Origin of the sequence: Pseudomonas sp. Irchel 3E19, assembly GCF_900187585.1 — a bacterium.
In the GTDB taxonomy this organism is placed as follows: domain Bacteria; phylum Pseudomonadota; class Gammaproteobacteria; order Pseudomonadales; family Pseudomonadaceae; genus Aquipseudomonas; species Aquipseudomonas baetica.
This window is the reverse complement of the sequence record NZ_FYDT01000046.1, coordinates 31,342-50,493: the sequence shown is the minus strand read 5'-3', so window position 1 is coordinate 50,493 and position 19,152 is coordinate 31,342. Positions and strand designations below refer to the sequence as shown.

14 protein-coding genes are annotated in these 19,152 nt (G+C 58.7%); 11 read left to right on the top strand and 3 right to left on the bottom strand.

The features are described from left to right. Positions 1-267 precede the first annotated feature (267 nt). The 9 genes from CKW18_RS23200 (at position 268) to CKW18_RS23160 (ending at position 12,908) form a co-directional block, all read left to right on the top strand. Positions 268-1,869 carry an ABC transporter substrate-binding protein gene (locus CKW18_RS23200; RefSeq protein ID WP_095190932.1) on the top strand — a complete coding sequence of 534 codons (1,602 nt, stop codon included), beginning with the start codon at positions 268-270 and terminating at the stop codon, positions 1,867-1,869. Positions 1,870-2,128: 259 nt separating this feature from the next. Continuing rightward, positions 2,129-3,754, top strand: a complete 1,626-nt coding sequence (locus CKW18_RS23195) for an ABC transporter substrate-binding protein (RefSeq protein WP_095190931.1) — start codon at positions 2,129-2,131, stop codon at positions 3,752-3,754. A gap of 303 nt (positions 3,755-4,057) precedes the next feature. Next, positions 4,058-5,656 (top strand): ABC transporter substrate-binding protein, encoded by a 1,599-nt coding sequence (locus CKW18_RS23190; RefSeq protein WP_095190930.1) that lies wholly within the window; start codon positions 4,058-4,060, stop codon positions 5,654-5,656. A 176-nt stretch (positions 5,657-5,832) separates the two neighbouring features. Continuing rightward, positions 5,833-7,269, top strand: a complete 1,437-nt coding sequence (locus CKW18_RS23185; RefSeq protein WP_095190929.1) for an OprD family porin — start codon at positions 5,833-5,835, stop codon at positions 7,267-7,269. A 78-nt stretch (positions 7,270-7,347) separates the two neighbouring features. Next, positions 7,348-8,943 carry an ABC transporter substrate-binding protein gene (locus CKW18_RS23180; RefSeq protein WP_095190928.1) on the top strand — a complete coding sequence of 532 codons (1,596 nt, stop codon included), beginning with the start codon at positions 7,348-7,350 and terminating at the stop codon, positions 8,941-8,943. A gap of 73 nt (positions 8,944-9,016) precedes the next feature. Next, a complete protein-coding gene (locus tag CKW18_RS23175) occupies positions 9,017-10,027 on the top strand; it encodes an ABC transporter permease subunit (RefSeq protein ID WP_008085273.1) in 1,011 nt (336 codons plus the stop codon). Positions 10,028-10,037: 10 nt separating this feature from the next. Further along, entirely contained in the window at positions 10,038-10,949 is a 912-nt protein-coding gene (locus CKW18_RS23170; RefSeq protein WP_095190927.1) for an ABC transporter permease subunit, read from the top strand. 10 nt (positions 10,950-10,959) lie between these two features. Next, positions 10,960-11,928, top strand: coding sequence for an ABC transporter ATP-binding protein (locus CKW18_RS23165; RefSeq protein WP_095190926.1), 969 nt, complete (start codon positions 10,960-10,962; stop codon positions 11,926-11,928). Next, complete coding sequence (locus tag CKW18_RS23160; RefSeq protein ID WP_095190925.1) at positions 11,928-12,908, top strand: peptide ABC transporter ATP-binding protein; 981 nt, start codon at positions 11,928-11,930, stop codon at positions 12,906-12,908. Before CKW18_RS23165 ends, CKW18_RS23160 begins: the two co-directional genes overlap by 1 nt. A 209-nt stretch (positions 12,909-13,117) precedes the next feature. Here CKW18_RS23160 and CKW18_RS23155 read toward each other — a convergent pair whose 3' ends face one another. From CKW18_RS23155 to CKW18_RS23145, 3 genes are all read right to left on the bottom strand, one after another. Next, positions 13,118-13,381: a hypothetical protein gene (locus CKW18_RS23155; protein ID WP_095190924.1), complete on the bottom strand. Its 264-nt coding sequence runs from the start codon at positions 13,379-13,381 to the stop codon at positions 13,118-13,120. Positions 13,382-13,560: 179 nt separating this feature from the next. Further along, positions 13,561-14,751, bottom strand: a complete 1,191-nt coding sequence (locus CKW18_RS23150) for an MFS transporter (RefSeq protein ID WP_095190923.1) — start codon at positions 14,749-14,751, stop codon at positions 13,561-13,563. Between the two features lie 846 nt (positions 14,752-15,597). Next, positions 15,598-17,181, bottom strand: coding sequence for a peptide chain release factor 3 (locus tag CKW18_RS23145; protein ID WP_095190922.1), 1,584 nt, complete (start codon positions 17,179-17,181; stop codon positions 15,598-15,600). Positions 17,182-17,539: 358 nt separating this feature from the next. On the opposite strand from CKW18_RS23145, the gene CKW18_RS23140 reads away from it, so the two are divergent. Continuing rightward, the gene (locus CKW18_RS23140) at positions 17,540-18,229 is read left to right on the top strand and encodes an ABC transporter permease (RefSeq protein WP_169432591.1); all 690 of its coding nucleotides are present in this window, start codon (positions 17,540-17,542) and stop codon (positions 18,227-18,229) included. 21 nt (positions 18,230-18,250) lie between these two features. After that, on the top strand, positions 18,251-19,144 hold the full coding sequence (locus CKW18_RS23135; protein ID WP_095190920.1) for a glycine betaine ABC transporter substrate-binding protein: 894 nt from the start codon (positions 18,251-18,253) through the stop codon (positions 19,142-19,144). The last annotated feature ends 8 nt before the right edge of the window (positions 19,145-19,152 follow it).

Genomic DNA, 19,152 nt, shown 5'->3' with positions numbered 1-19,152 from the left:
TGGAAAAACGCTATGAATCAGTTTGCGATTTTGTACGGAGATCGATTCATCAGGTCAAACTGGTGAAATGAAGGCCTGCCTAACGGCAGGCCATTACCAGCCCGCACACAAAAAATCTGACACTCTCCCGCAGCAACGGATATGTACCCAACAAAAGCCGCCACATATACCGAGATAGAAACGTCCCCAAGAAAAACGATATTTCCGAAACCCCACAATTCCCCGCTAATCTCAACCCAAAACCACCTCCATACCCCCGGGGACTCCATGCCAAGATCCACCCTCAAACCGCTCTTGATCTCCCTGGCCCTGGCCACAACCACCCCGATAGCAAACGCAGCCACAACCCTGGTCTACTGCTCCGAAGCCAGCCCCGCAGGCTTCAACCCCAGCCAATACACCAGCGGCACCGACTTCGACGCCTCCGCCGAAACCGTCTTCAACCGCCTCACCCAATTCCAGCGCGGCGGCACCGACATCGAACCCGGCCTGGCAACCAAATGGGACGTCTCCAGCGACGGACGCCAATACACCTTCCACCTGCGCCAAGGCGTGAAATTCCACACCACGCAATACTTCACCCCAACCCGCGACTTCAACGCCGACGACGTGCTCTTCACCTTCCAGCGCCTGCTCGACCCGGAGAACGCCTTCCGTAAGGCCTACCCCGCCGAGTCCCCGTACTTCACCGACATGGGCCTGAACACCACGATCAAATCGGTCGAAAAACTCGACGAGCAAACCGTGCGCTTCAACCTCAACAACGTCGACGCCGCCTTCGTGCAAAACCTCGCCATGAGCTTCGCCTCCGTGCAGTCGGCCGAATACGCCGCGCAACTGTTGAAGGAAGGCAAAGCCGCCGACCTCAACCAGAAACCGATCGGCACCGGCCCGTTCGTGTTCAAGCGCTATCAAAAGGATTCACAAATCCGCTACGCCGCCAACAAGGCCTACTGGAAACCCGAAGATGTAAAAATCGACAACCTGATCTTCTCGATCACCCCGGACGCCGCCGTACGCCTGCAAAAACTCAAGACCGGCGAATGCCAGGTCAGCGGTTACCCGCGCCCGGCCGACATCGAAGTCATGGAAAAAGACCCGAACCTGCGCGTGCTCAAGCAGGCCGGTTTCAACCTCGGTTTCCTCGCGTACAACACCACCCATCCGCCGTTGGATCAACTCAAGGTGCGCCAGGCCCTGGACATGGCCATCGACAAACCGGCGATCATCAAAGCCGTTTATCAAAGCGCCGGCCAGTTGGCCCAGAACGCCTTGCCACCCGCGCAATGGTCATTCGACCCGAACATAAAAGACGCGCCGCATGACCCGGTAAAAGCCAGGGCGCTACTGAAAGAAGCAGGGGTTGCACCGGGTACAACCATCAACCTCTGGGCAATGACCGTGCAGCGCGCCTCGAACCCGAATGCGCGAATGTCGGCGCAGATGATTCAGCAGGATTGGGACAAGATCGGCATCAAGGCCAACATCGTCAGCTATGAGTGGGGCGAATACATCAAACGCGCCAAAAATGGCGAACATGACGCGATGATTTATGGCTGGACCGGTGACAACGGCGACCCGGACAACTGGCTTGGCGTGCTGTACAGCTGCGCAGCAGTCAAGGGCAGCAACTACGCCAAATGGTGCGATCCGGCCTACGACAGACTGGTGCAACAGGCCAAGGTGTCAACCGACAAGACGCAGCGGGTAAAACTGTATCAACAGGCGCAACTGATCCTTAAACAGCAGGTGCCGATCACGCCGATTGCCAACTCCACGGTGTTTCAGCCACTGCGTAAAGAGGTCACGGACTTCCGTATCAGCCCCTTCGGTCTAACCCCGTTCTATGGCGTGGGTATAAATAAGTAACACCAAGCCCCAAGGCGGCGCGCACAACGTGACCGATGCACCGTTTTGGGGCTTCATTTGCACCGTAAAAACCACCCGCAAACGGTCAAATGCGTCAGAAGTTATACAGATGCGACATTAAGGTACGTTCGTGCCACCGTTTGAGGCCGCCGACCGCTCTGGATCTTGCATTGGGTATGGCGCCTGCATAAGTATCCGCAGGCACGACTCACGAGGTCGTACCTCAAATCAAAAAATGACAACAAATCATGAGGCCAACATGCTTAAACACGCGGTCATTCCGTTTTTAGTCGGCGCAGGCTTGTTAGCCTCCGCACCTTTCGCATCCGCTGCGACTAACCTGGTGTTTTGCTCCGAAGGGAGCCCGGCCGGTTTTGATCCGGGCCAGTACACCACCGGAACCGACTTCGACGCCTCAGCCGAAACCATGTTCAACCGTCTGACCCAGTTTGAGCGCGGCGGCACCGCCGTGATTCCTGGTCTTGCTACCAAGTGGGACATTTCCGAAGATGGCCTGACGTACACCTTCCACCTGCGCGAAGGCGTCAAGTTCCACACCACCCCGTATTTCAAGCCGACTCGTGAGTTCAACGCCGACGACGTGCTGTTCACCTTTAATCGCATGATTAACAAGGATGACCCGTTCCGTAAGGCGTACCCGACCGAATTCCCGTACTTCACCGACATGGGGATGGATACCAACATCACCAAGATCGATAAAGTCGACGACCACACCGTCAAGTTCACTCTCAAAGAAGTGGATGCAGCGTTCATCCAGAACATGGCCATGAGCTTCGCGTCGGTGCAGTCCGCCGAATACGCAGCGCAACTGTTGAAAGAAGGCAAGCCTGCCGACATCAACCAGAAACCGGTCGGCACTGGTCCGTTCGTGTTCAAGAGCTACCAGAAAGACTCCAACATCCGCTTCACCGGGAACAAAGAGTACTGGAAGCCTGATGACGTGAAGATCGACAACCTGATCTTCGCCATCACCACCGACCCGTCGGTACGTATTCAGAAGCTGAAAAAGAACGAGTGCCAGGTCACCCTGTTCCCACGTCCGGCCGACCTGAAAGCGCTCAAAGAAGACAAATCGCTGAAGATGCCTGACCAGGCTGGTTTCAACCTGGGTTACATCGCCTACAACGTGATGGACAAGGTCAAGGGCAGCGACGAGAAAAACCCTCTGGCTGACCTGCGCGTTCGTCAGGCCTTGGACATGGCCGTCAACAAGCCGCAGATCATCGACTCGGTTTACCAGGGCGCGGGCCAACTGGCCGTCAACGCCATGCCGCCGACCCAGTGGTCTTACGACACCACCATCAAGGACGCCAAGTACGATCCTGAGAAAGCCAAGCAGCTGCTCAAGGAAGCCGGCGTCAAGGAAGGCACCGAGATCGTTCTGTGGGCGATGCCGGTACAGCGTCCGTACAACCCGAACGCCAAACTGATGGCTGAAATGCTCCAGTCCGACTGGGCCAAGATCGGCTTGAAAGTGAAGATCACCAGCTATGAATGGGGCGAGTACATCAAGCGCTCCAAAGGTGGCGAGAACCAGGCCATGATCATTGGCTGGAGCGGTGACAATGGTGATCCGGACAACTGGCTGAACGTGTTGTTTGGTTGCGACTCGCTCAGCGGCAACAACTTCTCCAAGTGGTGCGACAAGAAGTTCGACGGCCTCGTCAAAGAAGCCAAGCGCACCACCGACCAGGGCAAGCGCACCGAACTGTACAAACAGGCGCAACACGTCCTCAAAGATGCAGTCCCTATGACACCTATCGCTCACTCGACGGTGTATCAACCCATGCGCGCCAACGTGCAGGACTTCAAGATCAGCCCATTCGGCTTGAACTCCTTCTACGGCGTCAGCGTCAGCAAATAAAAAACCACAGCGGCGACGTTTTCAGCGTCGCCGCTGTTTTTTCTGCCGACTAGCTAGGAATTTGCCTACATCCGTTTCCGTCACGCTTTACCAGCGTGATACAGGACGTGTTGCCTTTTCCTACGAGTCTTTAGGACTCAGCGCATTTACTGCCAGACCCACGGCCCCTACCGTCGGGTTCTGACCAGTGACTGTGCGGGCTATCGGTTTTGCTGTGCGTACTGGTTTGAGCTCGATGCAGCCTCAACGTCCCTGGACGGGATCGCGGCGCATCGAAACAACACTACAAAAAGAGGGAGCGTCATGCGCCATACCTTGGTTTTTTCCGCATTGCTGGGCGCCGGCCTGTTGGCCGCCACGTCCGCCAGCCACGCCGCCAGCAACAGTCTGGTGTTCTGCTCCGAGGGCAGCCCGGCAGGTTTTGATACTGCGCAATACACGACGGCCACCGATAACGACGCCGCCGAGCCGCTTTACAACCGTCTGGTCGAATTCGAAAAAGGCGCGACCAATGTCGTACCTGGTCTGGCGACCAAGTGGGATATTTCCGAGGATGGTCTCAAGTACACCTTTCACCTGCGTGAAGGTGTGAAATTTCATATAACGCCGTACTTCAAGCCAACCCGCGATTTCAACGCCGACGACGTGCTGTTTACGTTTAATCGCATGCTTGATGCACAGCAGCCGTTCCGTAAGGCTTATCCGACCGAATTCCCCTATTTCAACGGGATGAGCCTGAACAAGAACATCGCCAAGGTCGAAAAGACCGGGCCGCTGACCGTGGAGTTCACGCTCAACAGCGTCGACGCTGCGTTCATCCAGAACATCGCCATGAGCTTCGCCGCCATCCTGTCCGCCGAATATGCCGACAAACTGCTGGCCGAAGGCAAACCGAGCGACATCAACCAAAAGCCGATCGGTACCGGGCCGTTCGTGTTCAAGAGCTATCAGAAAGACTCGAACATCCGTTACACCGGTAACCCGCACTACTGGGATCCGAGCCGGGTCAAGCTGAAGAACCTGATCTTCGCGATCAACACCGACGCCTCGGTGCGCGTGCAAAAACTCAAGGCCGGCGAATGCCAGATCACCCTGCATCCGCGCCCTGCCGATGTTGAAGCACTGAAGACCGATCCCAAGCTGCAACTGATCTCCAAACCGGGCTTCAACCTCGGTTACATCGCTTACAACGTCCGCCACAAACCGTTCGACCAGCTCGAAGTGCGTCAGGCGCTGGACATGGCGGTGAATAAACAAGGGATTCTCAACGCTGTTTATCAAGGCGCCGGCCAACTGGCCGTCAACGCCATGCCGCCGACCCAGTGGTCCTACGACGACAGCATCAAAGACGCCGCCTACAACCCGGAAAAAGCCAAAGAGCTGCTCAAGGCTGCCGGCGTGAAAGAAGGCACCGAGATCACCCTGTGGGCGATGCCGGTGCAGCGTCCGTACAACCCGAACGCCAAACTGATGGCCGAGATGCTCCAGGCTGACTGGGCGAAAATCGGTCTGAAAGTAAAAATCGTCAGCTACGAATGGGGCGAGTACATCAAGCGCACCAAGAACGGCGAGCATGACATCAGCCTGATCGGCTGGACCGGTGACAACGGTGATCCGGACAACTGGCTGGGCACGCTGTACAGCTGCGACGCCATTGGCGGCAACAACTATTCCATGTGGTGCGATCCGGCTTACGACAAGCTGATCAAAGAAGCCAAAGTCGTCACCGACCGCGATCAGCGCACCACGCTCTACAAACAGGCCCAGCAGTTGCTTAAACAGCAAGTGCCGATCACGCCTGTCGCCCACTCGACGGTCAACCAGCCGTTAAGCACCCGGGTTGAAGGGTTCAAGGTGAGCCCCTTCGGCCGCAACGTGTTCTCGGGTGTCAGTATCGATTAACCCAACCGATTAGCCGCAACGCTGAGGGGGACCGTCTATCCCCCTCACGCAAGCGCTTTGCCTAAATTCGCCAATCCGGCTTTTGGCAAACGTTTGCGATGTGTGAATAAGTTCTAAACCAATAACCGGCCAACCCAAAAAAGCCGGCATAAAAAGAAAGTAAAGGAGCTTCACCCATGAAACTGAGCAGCACCGCGATACTGGCCCTGGCCATCAGCAGCATCACCGCCACGGCTTATGCGGAAACCCAAAGCCAGGCGTTCACTCCGGTGACCGTCAACACCAAGAGCGCCCAGGCTGAAGCGACCGGCTTCGTCGAAGGACAGTCAATCACCGGTACGACCCGTAACTGGTACGCTAACGAACAACTGAAACGCGACGGTAAATTCGCCTATAAAAAGAATGGTTCGCTGGCCGAAACCGACCGCCGGATCAACTGGGTTCAGGGCACCATCGTCAAGTACAACTCTGGCTTCACCGAGGGCACCGTCGGTATCAGCACCGAAGTGGCAGCGTACAACGCTGTAGCGCTGGAGCGTGACCGCAAAAATCTGGCATCGGGCAATGGTGGCGCACCAAAGACCGGCGACGGCTCCGGTAACAACCGTACCCTGACTCACAAGAACAACGGTGAGGCCGTCGATCAGTGGAGCAAAGTGGGCCTGGCCAACATTAAGGCGCGCGTTTCCAACACCACGCTGACCGCCGGACGCATGGGTTTCAGCAGCCCGCAAGTCGACGTGATAGGCAACCGTGCGCTGCCTTCGAGCTTCGAAGGTGTTGCCCTGCACAGTGAAGAACTGAACAACCTGTCCTTCGACCTGGCCACGTTCGATCGCGTATCGCCGCGTTCTGAACAAAGCCTGCAAAAATTCCGCGCGGAATACGCCAACGGCCGTGTTGAATCCGACAAGGTCAACACCGCCGGTATCAGCTACCAGCCACTGGCCAGCCTGAAAACCAGCCTGTGGGGCACTCAGGTTGAAGACCTGTGGAACCAGTACTACTTCGGCGCCACTCATGAGCTGGGTGACAGCAATGTCCTCGCCCTGACCACCGGCCTGAACTACTACAAAACCGTCGACGAAGGCAAAAAGCTGCTGGGCGACATCGACAACGACACCTACTCACTGTCGTTCGGCCTGACCCACCAGGCGCACAACCTGACGTTCTCGTACCAGCAAGTGAACGGTAACGAGTACTTCGACTACCTGCACGAAACCAACGGCATCTACCTGGCCAACTCCCTGCTGTCGGACTTCAACGGCCCGAACGAGAAGTCCTTCCAGGTTTCCTACGCCATCAACATGGCCGAATACGGTGTGCCAGGCCTGAAGTTCAACATCTATCAGGCTCGCGGCTGGGGTATCGACGGTACTCATTACGACGGCAATAAAGGCGTGGCCAAAAAAGGCTACGACGGCATCCAGGAACAGGATGGCGAGCACCACTATGAATACGGCATCGGTGCGACCTATGCAGTACAGAGCGGTCCGCTGAAAGCCACCACCATTCGCGGCACTTACACCGCGCACCGTGCGAGCGAGTTCCAGTCCGACGGCAGCATCAACGAGTTCCGTCTGGTAACCACCATTCCATTCAACATCCTGTAAAAAACGCCAACCGACGGCTGACTCATGATGAGTCGGCCGTTCGGTTTTTTGTCTTCAACCGATTGCAGAGGGTGATCGATGAAAATGCTTCCCCTACGTGCGGCCGTCGCTGCCGCGTTGTTGAGCGCCGCCATCGGCGTCTCGGCCAAACCCTTGGTGGTCTGCACCGAAGCCAGTCCGGAAGGCTTCGACATGGTCCAGTACACAACTGCAGTCACTGCCGATGCGGTGGCCGAAACCATCTTCAATCGACTGGTGGACTTCAAGCCAGGCACCACCGAAGTGGTACCGGCGCTGGCCGACTCCTGGGAAATCAGCGATGACGGTCTGACGTACACGTTCCACCTGCGCAAAGGCGTCAAGTTTCACACCACCGAATACTTCAAGCCGACCCGCGACATGAATGCCGACGACGTGCTCTGGAGCTTCCAGCGTCAGCTGGACCCGAATCACCCGTGGCACAAACTGTCGAGCGTGGGCTTCCCGTACTTTGAAAGCATGGGCTTCAAGGAACTGCTGAAAAACGTCGAAAAAGTCGACGACTACACGGTCAAGTTCACCCTGACCCGCCGCGAAGCGCCGTTCCTCGCCGACGTGGCCATGCCGTTCACGGCGATCTACTCCGCCGAATACGCCGATCAGTTGCTCAAGGCCAACAAGACTGGCGACCTGAACAACAAGCCAGTCGGCACCGGCCCGTTCATCTTCCAGCGCTACGCCAAGGACGCCCAGGTGCGCTTCAAGGCCAACCCGGACTATTTCCGTGGCAAGCCACCGGCCGACGCGTTGATTCTGGCAATCGCCACCGACAACAACGTGCGCCTGCAAAAGCTCAAGGCCAACGAGTGCCAGATCGCGCTGTATCCGAAACCGGATGACATCCCGAGCATCAAGAAAGACAGCAACCTGAAAGTCGAAGAACTGGACGCGATGACCGTGTCCTATATCGCCATGAACACTCAGCACAAGTACATGAGCGACGTGCGCGTGCGCAAAGCGATCGACATCGCTTTCGACAAGGAAGCCTACGTCAACGCGCTGTTCGGCAAAGGCAACGCTTCGGTCGCGGTCAACCCGTACCCGCCGACCCTGCTGGGTTACAACCACGACCTGAAGAACCCGCCACGTGACCTCGACGCCGCCCGCAAGCTGCTCAAGGAAGCCGGGGTTCCGGAAGGCACCGTGTTTACCCTGTTTACCCGTAACGGCGGCGGCCCGACCAACCCCAACCCGATGCTCGGCGCACAGATGATGCAGGCTGACCTGGCGAAAGTCGGGATCAAGATCGACATCCGCGTGATGGAATGGGGCGAGATGCTCAAGCGCGCCAAGGCCGGCGAGCACGACATGGTGTCGGCCGGATGGGCGGGCGACAACGGCGACCCGGATAACTTCCTGACGCCTATGCTCAGTTGCGAAGCCGCCAAGAACGGCGAAAACTACGCGCGCTGGTGCAACGAGAAATTCCAGGCACTGCTCGACGAAGCACGGGCTAAAGTAGATCCGGCCGAACGCGCGAAACTCTACGAGCAGGCTCAGGTCCTGTTTAATCAGGATCAACCGTGGATCAGCATGGCCCACACCCGCATGTTTACCGCAATGCGTAACAACGTAGAGGGCTACCACATCAGCCCTCTGACAACTAATAACTTCGCCACTACCCAGGTGAAGTAGATAAGAAACTCCCGGTGCCCCTGAACCCAGGGACACCGGGCACGCCTAACCGGCTGATGAGGTACCACACAAGATGTTTAGTTTTATTGCCCGCCGACTGGGGTTGTTGATCCCCACGTTTTTCGGCATCACCCTGCTGACTTTCGCGTTGATTCGCATGATCCCTGGCGACCCCGTGGAAGTGATGATGGGCGAACGTCGGGTCGACCCCGAAATGCACGCTCAGGCAATGGAACGCCTTGGTCTGAACAAACCGCTGTATGCCCAGTATCTGGACTACATCGGCAAACTGGCCCACGGCGATCTCGGCGAATCCCTGCGTACCCGTGAGAGCGTCTGGACCGAGTTCACCTCCCTCTTCCCGGCGACCCTGGAACTGTCCATGGCCGCCCTGCTGTTCGCCGGCATTCTGGGCCTTCTGGCCGGGGTGATCGCGGCACTCAAACGAGGATCGCTGTTCGACCACGGGGTGATGGGCATCTCCCTGGCGGGGTATTCGATGCCGATCTTCTGGTGGGGCCTGATCCTGATCATGTTCTTCTCGGTGAGCCTCGGCTGGACGCCGGTGTCCGGGCGGATCGACCTGCTGTACGACATCGAGCCGCGCACCGGTTTCATGCTGATCGACACGCTGCTGGCCGATGACGTCGGCGCCTTCTTCGACGCCCTGCATCACCTGATTCTGCCGGCCATCGTGCTCGGTACCATTCCGCTGGCGGTGATCGCGCGGATGACCCGTTCGTCGATGCTCGAAGTGCTGCGCGAAGACTACATCCGCACCGCCAAGGCCAAAGGCCTGTCGCCGTCGCGCGTGGTGTTCGTCCACGGTCTGCGTAACGCACTGATTCCGGTACTCACCGTGGTCGGCCTGCAAGTCGGCACGCTGCTGGCCGGTGCCGTTCTGACCGAAACCATTTTCTCCTGGCCCGGCATCGGTAAATGGCTGATCGAAGCCATCGGCGCCCGGGACTACCCGGTTGTGCAAAACGGCATCCTGTTAATCGCCTGCCTGGTGATTCTGGTCAACTTCGTAGTGGACATCCTCTACGGCTTTGCCAACCCACGCATCCGTCATCAGCGCTGAGATCATGACCATGACCACTCCAACTCCAGCGGTAGCAGTCGATCAAAGCCTGCTGTATCCGTCCCCGTACAAAGAATTCTGGCAAGCCTTCTCCAAGAACAAAGGTGCCGTTGCCGGCCTGCTGTTCATGTTGCTGGTGATTTTCTGCGCGCTGTTCGCCCCTTGGGTCGCGCCGCACAATCCGAGCGAGCAATACCGTGACTTCCTGCTGACGCCACCGGCGTGGCTGGAAGGCGGGCAGATGCAATTTTTGCTCGGCACCGATGAACTGGGTCGCGACTTGCTGTCACGTCTGATTCAGGGTTCGCGGCTGTCGCTGCTGATCGGCTTGTCGTCGGTGGTGATGTCGCTGATTCCGGGGATCCTGCTCGGTCTGTTCGCCGGTTTCTTCCCGAAAATGCTTGGCCCGACCATCATGCGTCTGATGGACATCATGCTGGCCCTGCCGTCCTTGCTGCTGGCTGTGGCGATTGTCGCCATCCTCGGCCCTGGCCTGATCAACACCGTGATTGCGATTGCTGTGGTGTCGCTGCCGTCCTACGTGCGTCTGACCCGTGCCGCCGTCATGGGCGAACTGAACCGCGACTACGTGACCGCCGCGCGTCTGGCCGGTGCCGGTCTGCCACGCCTGATGTTCATCACCGTGCTGCCGAATTGCATGGCACCGCTGATCGTTCAGGCCACCCTGAGTTTCTCTTCGGCGATTCTCGATGCTGCCGCCCTGGGCTTCCTCGGCCTTGGCGTGCAACCGCCAACCCCTGAGTGGGGCACCATGCTGGCCTCGGCCCGCGACTACATCGAACGCGCCTGGTGGGTGGTGAGCCTGCCTGGTCTGACCATTTTGCTCAGCGTGCTGGCAATCAACCTGATGGGCGACGGTCTGCGCGATGCGCTCGACCCGAAACTCAAGAACGCCGCCTGAGGAGATTCCCATGTCACTGCTAGAAATCAAGAATCTCAACGTGCGCTTCGGCGACAAGACTGCTACGCCCGTTGTCGATGGCCTCGACCTGAAAGTCGACAAAGGCGAAGTACTGGCGATCGTTGGCGAGTCGGGTTCGGGTAAATCCGTGACCATGATGGCGCTGATGGGGCTGATCGAGCATCCCGGCATCGTCACCGCCGACTCGCTCAGCTTTGACGGCAAAGACATGCTCAAACTGAGCAATCGTCAGCGTCGGCAAATCGTCGGCAAAGACCTGTCGATGGTGTTCCAGGACCCGATGACCGCGCTCAACCCGAGCTACACCGTCGGTTTCCAGATCGAAGAAGTGCTGCGCCTGCACCTGAAAATGTCTGGCAAGCAAGCGCGCAAACGCGCCATCGAACTGCTGGAAAAAGTCGAAATCCCGGGCGCCGCCAGCCGTATGGACGCCTACCCGCATCAACTGTCCGGCGGTATGAGCCAGCGTGTTGCGATCGCCATGGCGATTGCCGGCGAGCCGAAACTGCTGATTGCCGATGAGCCGACCACGGCACTCGACGTAACCATTCAGGCACAGATCATGGATCTGCTGCTGGCGTTGCAGAAAGAACAGAACATGGGCCTGGTGCTGATCACCCACGACCTCGCGGTCGTGGCCGAAACCGCCCAGCGCGTGTGCGTGATGTACGCCGGTCAAGCCGTTGAAGTCGGTCAGGTGCCACAACTGTTCGATATCCCGGCGCACCCGTACAGCGAAGCGCTGCTCAAGGCGATTCCGGAACACAGCCAGGGCGCCGAGCGTCTGGCGACGCTGCCGGGCATCGTCCCGGGCCGTTACGACCGCCCGCAGGGTTGCCTGCTGTCGCCGCGCTGCCCGTACGTGCAAGACAGCTGCCGCACCCAACGTCCGACCCTTGATCCGAAAAGCCACAGCCTCGCCCGCTGCTTCTACCCGCTGAACCAGGAGGTGGCGTAATGGCCGTCGTACTTACCGCCCGCGACCTGACCCGTCACTACGAAGTCTCCCGTGGCCTGTTCAAGGGCCACGCGACCGTGCGCGCCCTCAACGGCGTGTCGTTCGAACTGGAAGCCGGCAAGACCCTCGCGGTGGTCGGCGAGTCGGGCTGCGGCAAGTCCACCCTCGCCCGCGCCCTGACCCTGATTGAAGAGCCGTCATCCGGTTCCTTGAAAATCGCCGGCCAGGAAGTGGCCGGCGCCGACAAGGCCCAGCGCAAGCAATTGCGCAAAGACGTGCAGATGGTGTTCCAGAGCCCTTACGCCTCGTTGAACCCACGGCAGAAAATCGGTGATCAACTCGGTGAGCCGCTGCTGATCAACACCAACCTTTCCGCCGCCGAGCGCCGCGAAAAAGTCCAGGCGATGATGAAACAGGTCGGCTTGCGTCCCGAGCACTACCAGCGTTATCCGCACATGTTCTCCGGTGGTCAGCGCCAGCGTATTGCGCTGGCTCGGGCGATGATGCTGCAACCGAAAGTGCTGGTGGCGGACGAACCGACTTCGGCGCTGGACGTGTCGATTCAGGCGCAGGTGCTGAACCTGTTCATGGATCTGCAGCAGGAGTTCAACACGGCCTACGTGTTCATCTCGCACAACCTGGCGGTGGTGCAACACGTGGCCGATGACGTGATGGTGATGTACCTCGGTCGCCCGGTGGAAATGGGCCCGAAAGACGCCATCTACGAGCGTCCTCTGCACCCGTACACCCAGGCGTTGCTGTCGGCGACCCCGACCATTCACCCGGACCCGAACAAGCCGAAGATCAAAATCGTCGGCGAACTGCCCAACCCGCTGAACCCGCCGCCTGGCTGCGCATTCCACAAACGCTGCCCGTATGCCACCGAGCGTTGCAGCACGGAAGAGCCGGCCCTGCGCCATCTCGACAATCGGCAGGTGGCCTGCCACTACGCGGAGCAGTTTCTCGACGGCGCGGCGTAAGCAAATCCGCAAGCTGATGTAAGAAATGTGCGAGGGGGCTTACTCTCGAATGCGGTGGGCCAGTCCATGTATAAGTCGACTGATACATCGCATTCGGGAGCAAGCCCCCTCCCACAAGGGAATTGAGCTGAATCCAAAGAGTTAATCCAACCCCTTCCATTCCGATTGCGCATCAGTCGGGGCGCAAGGGGTTTTCTTTTGCCGGCGATTTACGTCTGGCTGTCGCCTTCATCGTCCGGATCATCAGTGTCCGGCTCATCGGTGGTCGAGTCATCATCATCGGCACTGCCGCCCTGCCCCTGATCGCCAGCCTCGGAGCTGGACTTGGCGAGCATCAATGCGCTATGCCCGACCTTCCCGTTGAACGCCTGGGACTCATGATCCTCGCACTCGGCCCAGGCCGTCGCAGTACCGAGGGACAGCATCACCATCACTTTCAACAGCAGCAAAACGCGTAGCAACCTGTTTTTCATGATCGATTCCATCCTGTGCAGGTGAAACAAGGCCGATCCGGCGCTGAATGAAATCTAGTTCCGATCAGCCGGGTTCACCAGATAGGACGCTAATGAGCGTGCAGAAATGCCGTTGCCTGACAGAATGGTTTCGAATAACAGGCATAACCGGATCAGCTAAGCGAAACGCCGTTGCTCGCCTACTTACCGGGGCGCGTGGCCATATAGATCAGTGGAGTGGCTGTCAGCGCCAGAAACGCACTCATCAGCCACACACTGTGCCCGCCGACCTGGCCATACAACTGACCGCTCAGCACCGGCGACAACAGCGCGCTCGCGCTCCAGCTCATGAAGAACAGACCAAAGTATTGCCCGCTTTTCCCACCCTGCGCATGCTGCATGACCCGCACATTCAGCGGCGGCATGAACAGCGCCTCGCCCAACGTCCAGATCACTGTCGAAAGACACACGTAAAACAAGCCACTGCCCAGCGGCAACATGCCGAGGCCGCAAGCCAGCAATACGCTGCCAGCCACCAATTGCGTACGCGCGCTCCAGCGCTCGCCCCAATGGGCCAGCGGAATCTGCAACATCACCACCAGCAAGGCATTGATCCCGAACTGCCAGCCGATGGCCTCGGTACTCAGGCGATAGTAATCACGCAGGTAGTTGCCCAGCGTGCTGTAGACCGTGTCGAAGGCAATGCCGAGCACCACCGTTGCCGCCAGCAACCAGAGGAAGGGTTTGTCGCGATACGGCAAGCCTGAACCGGCATCGGCTTCAGGTGTCTCGACGGCGATCAGCACCGGTCGACGCCAGGTTGTGCGGACAAACCACAGCAAGGCCAGCAGCGTCAGCGCCGCACTGGCAAAGAACACCCAGCGAAAATCCACCTGCGCCAGCACCCCGCCGGCAATGCCGGCGGCAGCCATCCCGAGGTTTCGCGCAACCCGGCTCAAGGCCTGCGCGCGGGCACGTTGCGCAACCTCGCAATACTCCATGATCAAGCGCTGATGCAGAGTCCTGATCGCCCCATCGAGAATACCGCTCAAAACCAGCAATGCCGCGAGCCACGGCACCTCAGTGACAACCCCCAATGACAACAGGGTCCACGCCGAGAGGAAAAACAGAATCGCCGTGAGCCGCGCCGTGGGAAACCGGTCGCTGAGCAAGCCGCCGACCATCGAACCGATCAGCAGCCCCGCACCGTAACCGGACAGCAACCAGCCGACGGCTTCAATCGCCAGCCCCAGCTCTTGCCGCAAGTACAACGCCATGAACAACTTGACCATGCTGCTCAAGCGATTGATGAACAGCAACGCCGCAAGCACCCAGGCCATCACGCCAAAATAGCCGTCCAGCCGCAGCAGGTGAGTCAGCCGACTCGTCATTCCATTGACCTCTTGAAGCCGCCTAAGTGAACCGGAACAGTAACGGTCAACACGCCAGTTGTCGCGCCTCTGAACGCCTGAAACCACAAAATCGGAACCCCCCTACAACCCCAGCAGGAGCTGCCGAAGGCTGAGCTGGATCGAGTGCATTCATTCAGAAAATTAACGGCTGACAGGCCGCCATCGCTGGCAAGCCAGACTCCCACAGGGATTGCATGCAACCTGTAAGAAATGGATCGGCTGACAGACCGCCTTCGCGAGCAGGCTCGCTCCTACAATTGGATCGTATGCAACCTGTAAGAAATGGGTCGGCTGACAGGCCGCCTTCGCTGGCAAGCCAGACTCCCACACGGATTGCATGCAACCTGTAAGAAATGGATCGGCTGACAGACCGCCTTCGCGAGCAGGCTCGCTCCCACAAAAAAGCAAAAGCAGAACGCGCATCGCCTCTGCTTCTCACCACTCAACAGGATGAGCGTTAGCTCGGCTGCAGCTTTTGATCTTGATCCACGGGCGACGTCGGAAGGCTGAGTGAAGGGCTTGATCCGGGCGTGGGAGCGCAGCGACCGTTTGGCGCAGCCAAACACAGCGAGAGGAGGTGCAGCGAAGCAAACAGGAGACGCTGCGCCCGGATCGATCCCGCAGCGAAGGAACCCGAGCCTGCGAGGGCCGAACGCAGGAGCAAGCCTTTTCGGTTACCTTTTCGGCGTTTGGAAAAGGTGACTCGCCGTAAGGGCGAAACCGCCAGCCGCAACCCCCGCAGAAACGGATATACACACAAAACCAAACAAACAAAAAACCCCCAAGGCTTACACCTCAGGGGCTTTGGACAAAACAGCTCAGCGCTTAGTGATGCTCACGCGTCGCCCGGAATTTCACATCCGGCCAACGCTCTTCCATCAACGCCAGGTTAACCCGCGTCGGCGCAAGATAAGTCAGGTGACCACCGCCATCGACTGCCAAGTTTTCCACAGCCTTGTTGGAGAATTCCTCAAGCTTCTTCTTGTCGCTGCATTCGATCCAGCGCGCGGAGTACACGGTGATCGGCTCATACGAGCACTCAACCTTGTATTCCTCCTTCAAACGGCTGGCGACCACATCGAACTGCAGCACACCGACGGCGCCCAGAATGATGTCGTTGCTGCGCTCCGGGAAGAACACCTGGGTCGCACCCTCTTCAGCCAACTGCTGCAGGCCCTGACGCAGTTGCTTGGATTTCAGCGGATCACGCAGGCGTACGCGACGGAACAGTTCCGGGGCGAAGTGCGGGATACCGGTGAAACCGAGGACTTCGCCTTCGGTAAAGGTGTCACCGATCTGGATGGTGCCGTGGTTGTGCAGACCGATAATGTCGCCGGCATACGCCTCTTCCAGTTGCTCACGCTCGGAAGAGAAGAACGTCAGGGCGTCGCCGATGCGCACGTCCTTGCCGGTACGCACGTGGCGCATCTTCATGCCTTTCTCGTACTTGCCCGAGCAGATACGCATGAAGGCGATGCGGTCGCGGTGTTTCGGGTCCATGTTCGCCTGGATCTTGAAGATGAAGCCCGAGAACTTCTCTTCGACCGGCTCAACGGTACGCTCGTTGGCAACACGGGCCAGCGGACGTGGCGCCCAATCAACGACGGCGTCCAATACGTGGTCAACACCGAAGTTGCCCAAAGCAGTACCGAAGAACACCGGGGTCAGTTGACCGTCGAGGAATTCCTGCTGGTTGAACTCGTGGCAGGCACCCTGCACCAGTTCCAACTGCTCGATGAAGCGCTCGTACTCGTCGCCCAGATGCGCGCGCGCTTCGTCGGAGTCGAGCTTCTCGATGATCTTGGTTTCGGTGCGTTCGTGACCGTGACCGGCGGTGTAGACAATGATGTAGTCGTCGGCCAGGTGATACACGCCTTTGAAGTCGCGGTAGCAACCGATCGGCCAGGTGATCGGCGCCGCCTTGATCTTCAGAACGGCTTCGATCTCGTCGAGCAGTTCGATCGGGTCGCGGATGTCTCGGTCGAGTTTGTTGATGAAGCTGACGATCGGCGTGTCACGCAGACGGCAGACGTCCATCAGCGCAATCGTACGTGGCTCGACACCTTTACCGCCGTCGAGGACCATCAATGCCGAGTCCACCGCCGTCAGGGTGCGGTAGGTATCTTCGGAGAAGTCTTCGTGGCCCGGGGTGTCGAGCAGGTTGACCATGTGGTCGCGATACGGGAACTGCATGACCGACGTGGTAATGGAAATACCCCGCTGTTTCTCCATCTCCATCCAGTCGGATGTCGCATGGCGGTCGGATTTACGGGATTTCACCGTACCGGCCACCGCAATCGCCTTGCCCATCAACAGGAGCTTTTCGGTGATCGTGGTTTTACCGGCATCGGGGTGGGAAATAATGGCGAAAGTGCGGCGTTTCGCGACTTCGGCGGCCTGGTTGGTCATGGGAAATCGCCTGGCGGTGATTCAAAAAAGGGCCGCGATTATAGCCCAAGTCAGTGCAATAACCGAACCGTTGAGCACATTAAGGGTGGCCAAATGCTGCCTCAGATGGGAACCTTTTAAAGCACGGAGACGTCCATCCCCTGTTACGACATTTCGTCAGGGGCTGAAAAATCAGCAAGTTAGCCTGACGAGGCTGCGCTCATGGCTCGCTTTCAGACCGCTTTTTGCCGGTGCTGAGGGAGCTGCTTCTCGCGAACGTTTATTTCCCGGCAGCCAGGCATGGCATGCCACTCGGGACGGCGTTCGCCGACTATAAAAAAGGAGTCCGCCTGTGGCTATCCGCTATGGCAAAGGGCTGATGGGAGGTGCGGTGGTCATCGCGCTCCTGGCCCTGCTGGTCCACTGGATCGGCATCAACACGATCGAACACTACCGCGACGATTTGTTGTTTTACCTGCAAGCTCATCTGATTCTCGTCCTCGCTTCAATGCTGGCCGCCCTTGTCGTGGGCATCCCCGCCGGTATCTTTCTCAGTCGCCCGACCATGGTCGGCCGCGCTGAACGCTTCATGCAGATCTTCAATATCGGCAACACCGTGCCACCGCTGGCTGTACTGGCGATTGCCCTGGGGATTCTGGGCATCGGCAGTGGTCCGGCGATCTTCGCTTTGTTCCTCGCTTCCCTGTTGCCCATCGTGCGCAACACCTACGAAGGCCTGAAAAACGTTCAGGGTTCGCTTAAAGAAGCCGCCGTCGGCATCGGCATGACGCCGCGCCAAGTGCTGTGGCAAGTCGAATTGCCCAACGCGGTGCCGATCATCGTCGGTGGCGTACGTGTCGCGCTGGCAATCAACGTCGGTACCGCGCCGCTGGCCTTCCTGATCGGCGCCAACAGCCTTGGCAGCCTGATCTTCCCTGGCATCGCCCTGAACAATCAGCCGCAACTGCTGCTCGGCGCCGCATGCACCGCGCTGCTGGCCTTGCTGCTCGATGGCGTCGTCACCCTCGCCAGCCGCCTCTGGCTGGAACGTGGTTTGCGCCCGTCTTAAGGCTTTTGCGAAGGAATGAATATGAAACGATTTAGCTTGATCTTAGGCTGCGCCCTGCTGTTCGCAGGATTGGCGCAAGCCGCAGAAAAACCGGTTATCCGCATCGGCGCCCGGGTGTTCACCGAGCAAACCCTGCTCGCAGAAATCACCTCGCAATACTTGCGCAGCAAAGGCTACGACGCGCAGGTGACCGGTGGTCTGGGCAGCAACCTGGCCCGCAGCGCCCACGAAAGCGGGCAACTGGACATGCTCTGGGAATACACCGGCGTCTCCTTGGTGGCTTACAACCATGTCACCGAAAAACTCGACAGCGCCCAGTCCTACGCCCGGGTCAAAGAACTCGACGCGAAGAAAGGCCTGGTGTGGCTCACGCCATCGAAATTCAGCAACACCTACGCCCTCGCGCTGCCGAAAAAAGTCGCCGAGGAGTACCCGCAGATCAACAACATCAGCCAGTTGAACGAAGTGCTGCGCGCCGAAGCCAAGACCAATCACCTGGTGGCGCTGGACACCGAGTTTGCCAACCGCTCCGACGGCCTGATCGGCATGGTCGATCTCTACGACATGAACCTGACCCGCAAGAACATCCGCCAGATGGACGCGGGCCTGGTTTACACCGCGTTGCGCAACGGCCAGGTGTTTGCCGGTCTGGTCTACACCACCGACGGTCGTCTCAACGCCTTCGGCCTGAAACTGCTGGAAGACGACAAGCATTACTTCCCCGACTACACCGCAGCTCCCGTGGTGCGTCAGGCCTACCTCGATGCCCACCCGCAACTCGCCGAGCAGCTCAAGCCGCTGGCCGAACTGTTCGATGACGAAACCATGCGCCAGCTCAACGCGCGGGTCGACGTCGATCACGAAAGCCCTTCGAAAGTGGCCGCCGATTTCCTGCGCCAGCACCCACTTAACTAAGGAGGAAA